Source organism: Virgibacillus indicus, from assembly GCF_002266285.1.
GTDB classification, from domain to species: Bacteria; Bacillota; Bacilli; order Bacillales; family Amphibacillaceae; genus Virgibacillus_K; species Virgibacillus_K indicus.
The window spans coordinates 25,192-38,360 of the sequence record NZ_NPMS01000009.1 but is presented as its reverse complement, the minus strand read 5'-3'; the positions used below and the strand labels follow the sequence as shown (position 1 = coordinate 38,360).

Annotated in this window: 13 protein-coding genes; 12 read left to right on the top strand and 1 reads right to left on the bottom strand. The window is 40.5% G+C overall.

The window, feature by feature from the left end; translation table 11 throughout:
• Window positions 1-149: 149 nt before the first annotated feature.
• From CIL03_RS15820 to CIL03_RS15775, 10 genes are all read left to right on the top strand, one after another.
• Complete coding sequence (locus CIL03_RS15820) at window positions 150-425, top strand: DUF485 domain-containing protein (RefSeq protein ID WP_094886859.1); 276 nt, start codon at window positions 150-152, stop codon at window positions 423-425.
• Complete coding sequence (locus CIL03_RS15815; RefSeq protein ID WP_094886858.1) at window positions 422-1,966, top strand: solute symporter family protein; 1,545 nt, start codon at window positions 422-424, stop codon at window positions 1,964-1,966. Before CIL03_RS15820 ends, CIL03_RS15815 begins: the two co-directional genes overlap by 4 nt.
• Window positions 1,963-3,729, top strand: coding sequence for a LytS/YhcK type 5TM receptor domain-containing protein (locus CIL03_RS15810; protein WP_094886857.1), 1,767 nt, complete (start codon window positions 1,963-1,965; stop codon window positions 3,727-3,729). Before CIL03_RS15815 ends, CIL03_RS15810 begins: the two co-directional genes overlap by 4 nt.
• Window positions 3,726-4,484 (top strand): LytR/AlgR family response regulator transcription factor, encoded by a 759-nt coding sequence (locus tag CIL03_RS15805; protein ID WP_094886856.1) that lies wholly within the window; start codon window positions 3,726-3,728, stop codon window positions 4,482-4,484. Before CIL03_RS15810 ends, CIL03_RS15805 begins: the two co-directional genes overlap by 4 nt.
• A gap of 215 nt (window positions 4,485-4,699) precedes the next feature.
• Window positions 4,700-5,050, top strand: a complete 351-nt coding sequence (locus tag CIL03_RS15800; RefSeq protein WP_094886855.1) for a DUF485 domain-containing protein — start codon at window positions 4,700-4,702, stop codon at window positions 5,048-5,050.
• Window positions 5,050-6,585 (top strand): solute symporter family protein, encoded by a 1,536-nt coding sequence (locus tag CIL03_RS15795; RefSeq protein ID WP_094886854.1) that lies wholly within the window; start codon window positions 5,050-5,052, stop codon window positions 6,583-6,585. Before CIL03_RS15800 ends, CIL03_RS15795 begins: the two co-directional genes overlap by 1 nt.
• Window positions 6,586-6,737: 152 nt before the next feature.
• Window positions 6,738-8,462, top strand: coding sequence for a sulfate adenylyltransferase (locus tag CIL03_RS15790; RefSeq protein ID WP_094886853.1), 1,725 nt, complete (start codon window positions 6,738-6,740; stop codon window positions 8,460-8,462).
• Between the two features lie 162 nt (window positions 8,463-8,624).
• Window positions 8,625-9,014, top strand: a complete 390-nt coding sequence (locus CIL03_RS15785; RefSeq protein ID WP_094886852.1) for an RDD family protein — start codon at window positions 8,625-8,627, stop codon at window positions 9,012-9,014.
• A gap of 257 nt (window positions 9,015-9,271) precedes the next feature.
• Window positions 9,272-9,916 carry a YczE/YyaS/YitT family protein gene (locus CIL03_RS15780; protein WP_094886851.1) on the top strand — a complete coding sequence of 215 codons (645 nt, stop codon included), beginning with the start codon at window positions 9,272-9,274 and terminating at the stop codon, window positions 9,914-9,916.
• A gap of 328 nt (window positions 9,917-10,244) precedes the next feature.
• Complete coding sequence (locus CIL03_RS15775) at window positions 10,245-10,931, top strand: hypothetical protein (protein WP_094886850.1); 687 nt, start codon at window positions 10,245-10,247, stop codon at window positions 10,929-10,931.
• Window positions 10,932-11,106: 175 nt separating this feature from the next.
• On the opposite strand, the gene CIL03_RS19890 is transcribed toward CIL03_RS15775, so the two are convergent.
• Window positions 11,107-11,250, bottom strand: a complete 144-nt coding sequence (locus CIL03_RS19890; protein ID WP_165767981.1) for a hypothetical protein — start codon at window positions 11,248-11,250, stop codon at window positions 11,107-11,109.
• A gap of 64 nt (window positions 11,251-11,314) precedes the next feature.
• On the opposite strand from CIL03_RS19890, the gene CIL03_RS15770 reads away from it, so the two are divergent.
• On the top strand, window positions 11,315-11,635 hold the full coding sequence (locus tag CIL03_RS15770; RefSeq protein ID WP_094886849.1) for a hypothetical protein: 321 nt from the start codon (window positions 11,315-11,317) through the stop codon (window positions 11,633-11,635).
• 57 nt (window positions 11,636-11,692) lie between these two features.
• On the top strand, window positions 11,693-13,153 hold the full coding sequence (locus CIL03_RS15765) for a SulP family inorganic anion transporter (protein ID WP_094886848.1): 1,461 nt from the start codon (window positions 11,693-11,695) through the stop codon (window positions 13,151-13,153).
• The last annotated feature ends 16 nt before the right edge of the window (window positions 13,154-13,169 follow it).

Below are 13,169 nucleotides of genomic sequence, written 5' to 3'. Positions count from 1 at the left end.
GGTTGTCATCCGTATCAAAAGAAGTATGAGAACCGTCCCCATGTTTCCTCTTTACAACCACTCAACATTCATCTATATTAGAATAAAACGAATTTACAGACTTTTATGTATCCTCATATAGAAAAAGAATTCATTTTGGGGGAATCGAGATGGATGATAAGTTTCAAAAACTTATGCAGGAGAAGAAGCGGTTTCTGATTCCTGCTTTGATTTTCCTGCTTGTCTTTTATTTTATGCTCCCATTGTCCCTGATTTTCTTACCCGAAGCTATGAATGGTACAAGCTTTGTTGCTGGTATAACCTGGGGCTGGCTGTATGCCTTCCTGCAATTGCCTATGACATGGATTATGGTCTGGGCCTATCATATAAAGTCAAAACGCTTTGACCGGTTGGTGGAAGAAATCAAACAGGAGGAGTTGAGTTGAACCTTACATACTTTCTATTTTTTATTTGTATTATTGTTTGTACACTGATTATCACGTACTGGGCAGCAAAACGCAGTAAAACAACGAATCGATTCTATACCGCTGCAGGCAGTTTAACAGGCTTTCAGAATGGGATGGCGATTGCTGGTGATTTTATCAGTGCAGCGTCATTTCTTGGGATTGTTGGGACAATTGCCATCAATGGCTATGATGGATTTCTATACTCTATTGGGTTTTTAGTTTCCTATTTAATTGTCTTATTTCTGATTGCTGAACCTGTACATCGCCTTGGCACCTATTCACTTGGGGATGTAATCTGTTCCCGTTTTCCGGGTGACAATATGCGATGGCTGATGGCAATCGGTGCTTTCACGATTTCTATTTTGTATATGATTCCACAGCTCGTGGCATCTGGTTTTCTGCTGCGTTTATTACTGGATATTGATTATTCCATTTCTGTTGTTATCATTGGCGGGTTAATGACGATATACGTTGTTTTTGGCGGAATGGTTGCCACTTCATGGGTACAGATTGTTAAAACGGTTGTACTCATGTCAGGAACGTTTATGCTCTCGCTTATTGTTTTTTCGAATTTCAACTGGAATACTGCTGATTTGATTGAGCGGGTAAAAGAGGGGACACCTTTAGGCGGTGAATTTTTCCTTCCAGGTCATCTATTCGAAAATCCGGTTGAATTTCTCTCATTGCAGCTTGCTTTAATATTTGGTACAGCAGGTTTGCCGCATATTTTAATCCGGCTGTTCACAGTTCGCAATACATTGGAAGTCCGTCGTTCCTTAATTAGTTCCACATGGATTATTGGCCTTTTTTATTTGATGACACTTATTCTGGGACTTGGAACGGTTGCGCTGTTAGGTTATCACACGATGATTGAAGCAGATCCGACTGGCAATCTGGCCGCTCCTTTGCTGGCGAAAGAGGTAGGAGGAGATTTCCTCTTGGCATTTATTTCAGCCATTGCTTTTACAACTATTGTTGCAGTAGTCGCAGGCCTTGTTATTTCAGCTACAACTGCCTTTTCTCATGATATTTACCATCATATTATAAAAAAGGGAAAGTCAACGGAAAAAGAGCAATTAAGAGCGGCACGCTGGACAGCCTTAGGGATTGGCCTCATTTCAACACTGTTTGCACTAAGGCTGGAAACGATCAATGTTACGTTCCTTGTATCCATGACATTTATTGTAGCAGCAGCAAGTAATTTTCCTGTTCTGCTCCTTACGATTTATTGGAGGAGGTTTAATCAGATTGGTGCAATTTCGGGGATGGCCAGTGGGCTTGCAGCATCACTGATACTTGTAGTTTTGGGACCGCATATTATGAATCCGGACGGAGGATGGATTGCCAGGGAGGCAGTTATTTCCTTGCATAATCCAGGAATTATTGCCATTCCTATTGGCTTTTTGGGTGCATATCTCGGCACTGTTTTTTCTCCAAAGCAATCACAGACGGAAGCGGAATTCAGAAGGTTCTTCAAAAAATCACAGACTGGAATTGAGTCAAGGGGAGATAGCGCGTGAAGGACTTAACAATCATTCTGTTTGAGCGATTAGGTTTGCTGCTCGTTATTGCCTTTGTGATGACCCGGACACCTGGCTTTAAGACCTTGCTGTATCGGGAGTTCAGTTTAAAAATGTCGCTTGTCCATGCATTGGTCTTTGGGATATTTGCGATTGCAAGTACAGTCAATGGCATTGTTATCACTGGAGAATCGGAAATTTTGCGTGATTTTGTTATTTATCCTGTTGAGGCTGATCAAATGATCGTCAGTTCAAGCCTTGTTGCAATCGTTATTGCAGGTTTGCTTGGCGGACCAATAGTAGGCTTAGGTGCAGGACTCATTGCTGGTGGGCATCTGTTGTTTCTTGGAGGGATTGGCTGGGTTGCTAATGGTCTGGTTAATCCATTGACAGGGCTATTAGCAGGGATGACAGCACGTTTTTTTTCAAATGAGCGGGTTATTTCACCTTTTAAGGCATTATTTATTGGGGTGTTTCCCCCTGTTTTACAAATGCAATTGCTGCTGATCATCTATACGGATTCAGTGAATATGGTAGCGATTGTTGACACAATTGGGTTGCCGCTTGTGTTATCCAATAGTATTGCAATCGCTATTTTTACTGCAATGATTGGGATTGTATTGCGTGAACAGGAAAATGAAGCAGCTTTGGCCACGAGACAGGCACTGACGATTGCAGAAGAAGCAATCCCGTATTTGAAAAAGGACTCTCCGGTTGATATGGCAAAGGGGATTGCAAATTTATTTTACGACCGGCTGGAGCTTGCAGCGGTTTCCGTTACAAATCATCAGGAGGTTCTGGCACATAAAGGGCTGGAAGAAGAGCATCATCAGCCGGGTGATCTTATTACTAGACCACTTTCTCTTGAGGCAATACAAACAAATAAAATGAAAGTGGCCTATAACAAGGCAGAACTCGGTTGTAATCATGAAAATTGCCGATTGGAAGCTGCTATTATGATTCCAATCGCCGAAGTAAATGATTTTTCCGGTCTGATTACATTTTATTTCCGCAGGGCCCAGCATATTTCACTTGTAGAGCTAATGATGGCTGAAGGGCTGGGTCAATTTATCTCTAATCAGCTGAATGTTGTGACAGCGGAAAAACTGAAAACACATATACGTGATGCGGAACTGAGAAATCTTCAAGCACAGATTAATCCGCACTTTCTTTTTAATACACTTCAGCTGATTGCATCCTTATTTCGGGAAAACCCGAAAACAGCGAGACGTATAACGCTCCAATTGGCAAGCTATATGCGGTTTAATCTGCGGCTCGTTTCAAGATCACTGGTTGAGCTTGAGAAAGAATGTGAGCATGTAGAGTCATACGCTTCAATTATCCAGGCACGGTTTTCCGGTCGATTGCAAATTGATTTTAGCCGGCCGGATGATGTTGAAGATATTTATATTCCACCATCAACCATTCAGCCATTGGTTGAAAATTGTATTCAGCATGGGCTGAAGAATGTAACGGATAATGGCAGGGTGGAAATCGTGATAGAAAGGATGAAGGAGGAAATCCAAATTTCAGTTCGTGATAACGGCCGCGGATTTCCGGATTCGATTTTGGATCTGGTAAGTCATCAGCCTTTAGCAGGAATTAAAAATGGCGGTACCGGAATATATAATGTCAATAAGCGGCTGATTAGCCTACTCGGGGAACCAGCGAGGCTGACGATTCGCAATTTGCCTGATGAGGGCAGTGAAGTGTTTTTCACAATTCCTGAACGTATTCAAATGGAAAGGCAGGTGGTAACATGAAAATTCGCGCAATGATTGCGGAGGATGAATTAATGGCGAGAAAAGAGCTGCTGTACCTGCTTAAGGAGGAAAAAGATGTTGTGCTGTCTCCGCATGCTGAAACTGGAGAACAATTAATTGAATTATATTCTGAGCATCAGCCGGATCTTATTTTTCTTGATGTAGAGATGCCCGGTCTAACAGGGATTGAAGCTGCAAATTATATTGTTGAGCAATCTGAAGGCGGGGCACCAATGTTTGTTTTCACCACAGCTTATGATGAGTATGCACTGGATGCATTTGAAATTGAGGCAGTTGATTATTTACTAAAGCCATATGATGAAATCCGTTTTCAAAAGGCAATGACCCGAATCCGCAAACATATTCAGCAAGCTGAAAGTGATACCGAGCAGGCTGATAAACCAGATAAAGAACAGCAGGCGGCATCCAAGCTGCTCGTGGATGATGGGGAGCGGCTGGTAGTTTTGTCTCCTGATTCCATTTATTATGCTGTTCCGAATAAAAGGATGCTGGAAATTCATACGGAGGATTACATGCTGATGAGCCGAATGACGTTGCAGGAGCTTGAGGATAAGCTGTCAGGGCATTCTTTCTTCCGTACCCACCGAAGCTATTTAGTTAACTTAAATCATGTGCTGGAAATTACACCATGGTTTAATGGGACAAGCAATGTGACGCTTAAAGACGAGCACAGATCAAAAATTCCAGTCAGCCGTTCAGCAAGCAAGGTAATATTAAAAACATTCAAAATATGACCATTTAACTTTAAATTAAAACCGTTCACACATAAAAATCAACCGTTGGCACTGTCTTCCTATTATGAATGGCTTAACAAATTATAATGATTAGTAAGCGCTTTCAGATAAGGGAGGTAATTTGTTAAAAAGTATTCATGATCGTAAAGGATGCCAGTGCTTTTTCGAAAGGTTACTCAATCTCGCGAATGAAAGAAACGAGGAGGATGGTTTTTATGAATGGTGAACACGAACGAATTGAAGAACATAGAGAAGATGAAATTGATTTTGTGGAGGTGGAAAAAAGCAGTCAATTCAAAAGTTTTATGGAAGGTAAGAGAAAATTTATTATTCCAATGTCTATATTCTTTCTGGTTTTTTACTTTTTACTGCCTTTATTTACATCGTACACGACGTTTCTCAATACACCTGTATTTGGGGATATAACATGGGTCTGGGTATTTGCATTTGCCCAATTTGTGATGGTTTGGGTTTTAAGTACGATATATGTAAAAAGGGCGGCCTCCTTTGATGATGAAGCTGATCAGATTATTGAAGATCAGATAAAACAGGGAGGTAATTCCTGATGGATACAACGGTTGTTATTCTATTTCTCGCTATAGTTTTATTGACACTTGTAATTACCTTTTTTGCAGCCAAACAAACGAAATCGACTGGTGATTTTTATACCGCTGGCGGGGGACTTACCGGCTGGCAAAATGGTCTGGCGATAGCGGGTGACTATTTATCGGCAGCATCATTTCTCGGGATTGCTGGTGCAATTGCGTTAAATGGATTCGATGGGTTCTTCTACAGTATCGGTTTTTTAATCGCTTACCTAGTTGTTTTGTTTTTAGTGGCTGAGCCATTACGTAACCTTGGTAAATATACCCTTGCCGATATGATTAATTCTCGCTTTGATAAGAAGAAAATAAGGGGAGCAGCAGCACTCAGCACAATTACCATCGTTTTGTTTTATATGATTGCACAGCTTGTCGGAGCAGGTGCACTTATTCAATTATTATTTGAAATTGACTATTGGATCGCTGTGTTAATTGTTGGTGTCATGATGACCATCTATGTCTTATTTGGTGGAATGATTGCAACAAGCTGGGTTCAAATTACGAAAGCAGTGCTTTTAATGGCCGGGATGGTTATTATTTCATTCCTTGTACTAATGAAGTTCAACTTTAATATTTCTGCCATGTTTACAGAAGTGAAAACAGCAACAAGCCATGGTGCTGATTATTTAAAACCTGGTTTAAAGTATGATGATGGATTGGGAACAATTTCGTTAATGATTGCGTTGGTTCTGGGTACATCCGGTCTGCCGCACATTCTAATGCGCTTTTTTACCGTTAAGGATGCAAGAACAGCTAGAAGCTCTGTAATAACAGCTACCTGGACCATTGGTATTTTCTATATTTTAACGTTATTCCTTGGATTTGGAGCAGCGATATTTGTAGGTGAAAGCCAAATACTCGGAGCAAACCCGGGAGGAAATATGGCTGCACCGTTATTGGCAGAAGCAATCGGTGGAAATATTCTATTTGCTTTCATATCTGCCGTAGCATTTGCTACGATTCTGGCAGTTGTTGCCGGGCTCGTCTTATCAGGCGCATCTGCGTTTGCACATGATATTTACGGGCAAATTATTAAAAAAGGAAATGTAACGGATCGGGAACAAATGCTGGCAGCTCGCTATGCAGCATTAGCAGTTTCTGTTGTTTCGATTCTTCTGGCATTGGGAGCCCAAAATTTGAATGTGGCATTCCTTGTATCACTTGCATTCTGTATCGCAGCAAGTGCCAATCTGCCGGTTATTCTGTATACCGTTTATTGGAAGCGATTTAATTCACAAGGAGCTATTATGGCAATATTGTTCGGATTAATCTCTGCATTGGTGCTTGTTTCTATAAGTCCAAGCGTATTCTCGCCGGTAGAGGGTGCAGCGTTATTCGTCGGGAATCCAATCTTCCCATTAGAAAATCCAGCAATTGTAAGTGTGCCATTAGGTTTTCTTGGTGGTTACCTTGGAACCATATTCTCTAAAGAAAATGATCTCAAACGCTATGCCGAAGTAAAAGTAAAAGCAAATACAGGCTACAGAAAATCAAGTTAAGCTTACAGGAGGACATGGGGAGGGGCTGTTGCTTTTTAATGAACAGCTGCTTTTCCATGTATCTGGATAAAGACTTCTAAAGTTTAACTGTCAAAAATATATTTGTTATAAATGAAGATTAATAGATTATAAGGGAATGGGGAGGAATTATGATGAGTCAGGATACAGGGGTATTGGATGAGGCAAAATTAGCAAGCTACCCGCATAAGCCACATGGCGGGAAGTTAGTGAATCGTGTACTTACAGGTAAGGAGCAAGAGGAGGCAATGGAGAGAGCAAATCAGCTGCCAGCGATTATGGTAGACATGGAGGCTGTTATTACGCTGGAAATGATTGCTACAGGTGTTCTATCTCCTAACGAAGGATTTATGGGTGAAGCCGATTATAAGTCAGTTTTGACAGATGGTCGCTTAAAGAATGGTACAGTCTGGCCAGTGCCCTTGAGTTTTGCTCCAACTGGCGACCGGAACAAGGAGATTATTCAAACATTATCCGTTGGTGATGAAGTAGCACTTGTGGATGAAGCGAAAAAGCCAGTCGCAATTCTTAAACTGGATGATATTTTTCACTATGACAGAGATTTTCGCGCGTCACATCTTTTTGGAACAAAGGACCGCAATCATCCCGGTGTCGATTCCATTTACCGAAGAATGGGTGATGTCGCTCTAGGTGGTCCTATACAATTGCTTCAGAGGATGCATTGGGGGCCATTTGAAAGTATTCGATTGGAGCCAAAAGATACCTGGAAGCTGTTTTTTGAAGAAAAAAAGTTTAAATCGGTTGGCGGATTTATTACCGGGGCCAATCCTTTGCATAGAGGGCATGAATATATTCATCGGAATGCCTTGGAGGAGCTGGATGGCTTGTTTGTTCAGCCACTGGTTGAGATGGCTAAACGGGAATATACAAGACATGAGTTCCGGATGCTATCCTACCGCAGTGTGCTGGATACGTACTATCCAAAAGAAAGAACAGTTCTTGCGCCACTGAGGGTTACGTATATTTTTGCCGGTCCCCGTGAAGCAGTTCTTCATGCTTTAATTATGAAAAACTATGGCTGTACTCATGCGTTAATTGGCCGGGATCATGCAGGAATTGGTGATTTTTATGATAAATATGCCAGCCATACCATTTTTGATGAGTATACGGAAGATGAATTAGGAATTGATATTCGTCTCTTCCATGAAGTATTTTACTGCACACGCTGTGATAATCCGGCTACAGATCAAACCTGCCCGCATGACGAGAGATATAGAATAAATATTTCCGGTACTGGTATCAGGGAACTGCTGCGTTATGGTGTTCTGCCACCGAAAGAAATTGTCCGCCCGGAATCAGCTCGTATCGCGATGCAGGGTGTTCAGCCAAAAGGGATTGATGCAAATAACCAGGCTGTCTCACCTGTTGGAAAAACGATAAAAAGTCTTTTCCCATATTACTTAGAAACGTCCGGACTGGGCGGCTCAAAGCGAAATAACCCGCTGGATGTGGAAAAACTGACGATTGAGGACCTCGAAACAGCTATTCGGGATGTTCGTGCAAATGCAGATCGGGTCTATAAAGAAATCTTTGATGAATTCAGTTATGTTACAGATACACTTCGTACTGCTCAACCGGACTGGGTAGCAGACGCTCGGGAATCCATCCATAAACAGCAGGAAATGGTTGTTGAGTATCTGGAGGAAAAGGTAAACAAAGCACCAGATAAGGCATCAGATGAATTTATGTACCAGGATAAAGGAGAAGCAGAGCGTGAATTGGAAGTAGCACGGAAAATCTTCGATGACATCCCATCAGCACTCCGCCCTGAAGATCTGGAATACCGGACATGGAACCCGCTCCCATACAGGCGCTATCGTGGAAGTGATGAGGAGTAGGAAGCCTGGAGTTTGGAACTAACTGATAGCCTGAGTTGAGTGCCCTTTAGAATGTTTAGAGGTCGCTCAACTTTTCTCTTTTTATGCTAAAATAATAGATATCTGAAACCAATTCATCATCCAAACGTATTGTTAAACAAGCATAATGAAGGAGGATAATTGATGAAGCCAATCACAAAAAAGCGTTTTAAAGCGTATCTGATTGATACGGCAATCGCAACGGCAATAACCGCGGGAGTTGAGTGCGTTCTGCGAAAAAGAATAAAAAATGAAGCATTTCATGCATTGGTTACACCTACACTGGTAATGTGGACACTTGAATATACACAGCTGAAAAGAACCGGCCAGACAATTGGTTATAAGCAACAGGGACTTTTATTGGAAAACGAAAATGGCCAGAAACCAGCCACAGAGCAAATTATCAAGCGTATGGCTTACCGTGACTCCATTGGCGGCTTCAAGTACTTCGGAAATCCTAAGGGCTTTGATGAAGGTGAAGGAGAGACAATGCCACACGATCGCTACGCTCATACGAAAGTTAGTGAAGTATAAGGGGAGATTGGCTGTTGCTGCAGCCAATTTTTTTAATACCTGGTTAATAAACGTGTTTTAGCAAGAGCGGTGCCTAGATCCAGCGCTCAGTTGGCTGAGCCGTCTTGCTTGGAGTTAGATTTTTAACAATTAATTTTGAACCTCGGCATTTTATTTGTGAACTCAGCATTTCCCCATTTCGTTCTTTTTATCGAGCAATAGCCTTTCAAATTTCCCAAATCCATACTATTATAGATAATACAGAAAGAAGGGAAAATATGATACGTGCAATTCGCTGGGTGTTTTACATGGCTGGACTAATCGTGTTTAGTTTTGGCATTACCGTTACGCTGAAAATGCAGCATCTGGGGGTACACCCATGGGATGTTTTAAATGTTGCCATGTATGAAAAAGCAGGCTTATCTATTGGATCCTGGGCAATTATTATTTCAATTTTATTAATCATTATTTCATGGATACTTGATAAGAGTTATATAAAAATAGGAACTTTCTTAAATGCCATTCTTGTGGGAGCATTTGTAGATCTCTTCTTATGGCTGGACTTTCTGCCAACGGCAAGTCATACCTGGACAGATGTCATGATCATTATTGTTGGCATCATTATCATGGGAATTGGCGGCGGCCTGTATAATTCGGCTGAAGTTGGAGCAGGGCCAAGAGACGGATTTATGCTGTCCATTTCAGATAAACTTGGTGCATCGGTTGGTAAAGTGCGCATCATAACTGAAACACTGGTATTGCTGCTCGGGCTTGTTTTAGGCGGACCGGTATTTATCATTACGTTTGTTTTTACCTTTATCCAAAGCCCAATATTTGCTTTTTCTTTTGAAAAATTTAAAAAGATTATTGCTTTTATACAGGAACAGTATCTGAAAAGGCAATATTCTAAAACCAGTGCTTAATTGCTTTTTGATTTAATTTGATTTGGAGTTGAGAGATAAAGGAGTTTTTTTCCTTTTCTCTCAACTTTTTTGGTTACTCTCTCAAGTTCGAACTCCTGTCTCTCAGCTCCGGTTCTGTGCCTCTCAACTTGTCCCAGTACTTACTTAACTTTTTAAAACTTACTTAAAATTTAAGAATATACTTATAACCCCTTAACAAATTCCAATTTTATCTCAGCGAAAATTGCTTTTTCAGGAGTTATTTCCCTGTCATAATGCTATTTTGTCTTATGCAGCAATTCTGAAACCATGCTAGAATAATAGAAATTTGAAAGGGGATTTGGGTGCAATGAAAATGCAAAAAAATAATGTTATTTATTTTCCGGATAAAATACAAGAAGAATTATTTGGGATACTTGATGAGATTTTTAACTTTGCAGTTCATCGTTTTAATCATACTATAACTGAAAAGACTGAGGAGCTTATTAAAGATATCAATGTTTCCGATGAGCTGTCTGAAAGGATATTTCCGCAATTGGTTTGGTGGGTAATATTTTGTTCACCATCAGCACAGGACAAGCCCTCCATTTATCAGCAGTTTTTACATAAAAATAAACACCGGTGGCAGGAGAAAAGTCTCGCAATACAGGAAATATTGGTTAGCTGGCTTTCTTTAAATCCCGGTTTTCACTATGTAGAGGATACCAATAGTGAGAGTGGACGCGTTTTTATTTTCAGAGATATTTTTGAAGACGAAATTAAAATTGTCGGCATTTACAATAAAACATTTCAGGCACCTCAGGAGGGCGAATTGATTATTGGATTGCTTTTACCTATGGGGAAGGGGATCTATACGACACAAGGTGGACTATTTCATATTCCTGAGCCTTATACGCAAAAAATTGTCCGTGAAGTTATCCCATATTATCAAAAACATTCTATTTCTCCAAATTATCATCTCAATCCGCAGCTGTTTCCTTCTATGATTAAGTTAGCACTGGAAAAGGTGGAAAGAAGAATGCCTAATGGATCATAAGTTGAAAGGTATTATTCATGAATTATCCAATCGCAAAATTAAGATCGTTTTCCTTAGAAGTATAATCCGCGTAAAATGCAGGGAAACAAATGCTTCAGAAAAATCACCAGCAAATAAATAAAGAGCCGGCCTCACTCAGTATTCTAATGAGAAGCTGACCCTTCAAAAATAGTTTTTACAATATATGAGTTTCAATCGTTTCAGCCATCGCTCTGTCTAAATCATAATCTTCTATAACATTCTGAAGCCAAAACCAGCACAAAATGAGAACAGCAATTGTAAATAAAATCACAGCAAAAACAGCCAGTTTTCCTTTCATATATATCCTCCTCAGCTTCCCTTGCAAGTACTGAAAGTATCATCCATAGCAGCAGATAATTCATATGCTTGTAACACAGCTACGTTCAGCTTTGACAAACAGAATGCAGCTTTTCATCAGACAGCATTCTGGGACTGATACGTTATTTCCTGCAGAAGCATTCCATTACCATTACTTTGCTAGTCCATATATCATTATCACAGTGCCTGCACTTTCACTTTTAAGAGTACCAGATTCCTTTATGACTGTAAATATTCCAATGGCAATCATGATCTGCTATACTATAAATAAGATAAACGGAGGAATTCAAAGGAAAACACAGATGAACACGCTTTCCTGGTGTTTTGCCAAAAATAGCTTCTATGGTATGATGTATAGGTTTTAATCGGTCCTGAGCTTAGTGAAAGCTTGGAAACACTATACTATAGAAAGAGGTAGAGCATTGAGAACAGAACAATTAAGGCAAGAATGGTTTGGCAATGTAAAAGGTGATATTCTGTCTGGACTAGTTGTAGCCTTGGCTTTAATTCCTGAAGCAATCGCTTTTTCGATTATCGCAGGTGTTGATCCAATGGTAGGATTGTATGCATCATTTTGTATTGCAGTTGTTATTTCCTTTGTCGGTGGACGGCCGGGCATGATTTCCGCGGCAACTGGCGCAATGGCATTGCTGATGGTGAATCTGGTTGCAGAGTATGGGCTTGAATATTTACTTGCTGCAACTATATTGACTGGTATTATTCAATTTTTATTTGGTATTTTTAAATTGGCGAGAGCGATGAAATTCGTACCACGTTCGGTGATGGTCGGTTTTGTTAACTCGTTGGCTATTTTAATATTTGCAGCACAGCTTCCGCATTTTGCAGGAGAAAGCTGGATTATGTATGCACTTGTCGCGTTAACTTTGGCTATAATCTATTTGCTGCCGCGGATTACAAAAGCTGTTCCATCTGCACTTGTTGCAATTATTGCTGTAACGGCAATTGTGATCTTTGGTGATATTCAAGTCGGAACAGTTGGTGATATGGGCAATCTTACACAGCAGTTGCCAGTATTTTTAATCCCTTCTATTCCATTTACACTGGAAACATTGATGATTATTTTCCCATATTCATTGGCATTAGCAATTGTAGGCTTGCTGGAATCTTTACTAACAGCAAATATCGTTGATGATATGACAGATACAGAAAGTGATAAAAATAAAGAAAGCCGCGGACAGGGAATTGCTAACGTGGTAACTGGTTTCTTTGGCGGAATGGCAGGCTGTGCGATGATAGGGCAGTCTGGAATCAATGTAAAGTCTGGTGGAAGAGGGCGTTTATCTACATTTGTTGCCGGAACCTTCTTGATGTTTTTAATCGTTGTATTAGGCGGGTTTGTTGTGCAGATTCCGATGGCAGCACTAGTTGGTGTCATGATCATGGTATCAATTGGAACCTTTGACTGGTCATCACTTAAGACCCTTCATAAGCTTCCGAGAACGGATGCCATCGTGATGCTGGTGACAGTAGCTGTTGTTGTATATACAAATGATCTATCTAAAGGAGTATTTGCAGGAGTTTTATTAAGTGCCATTTTCTTTGCAGCAAAAATCTCGAAAGTGAAAGTGACAGAAGAGCTTGTTATGCGTGAGCAGAAGCGGATTTATCGTGTAGAAGGGCAGTTGTTCTTTGCATCAGTAAGTGATTTTACTGCTAAGTTTAATTTTGCAGATTCTGTCAAAGAGGTTGAAATAGATCTGACACGAGCTCATTTATGGGACGACTCAGCAATAGGCGCATTGGATAAAATTGAAGTGAAATTTGCTCAGAATAATATTGAGGTGCACTATACAGGATTAAATACAGACAGTGAACACTTGAAAAACAGAATTGGCGGTTTGACTAAAGCTTCAGGGGATTAGATGATATAATAATCGT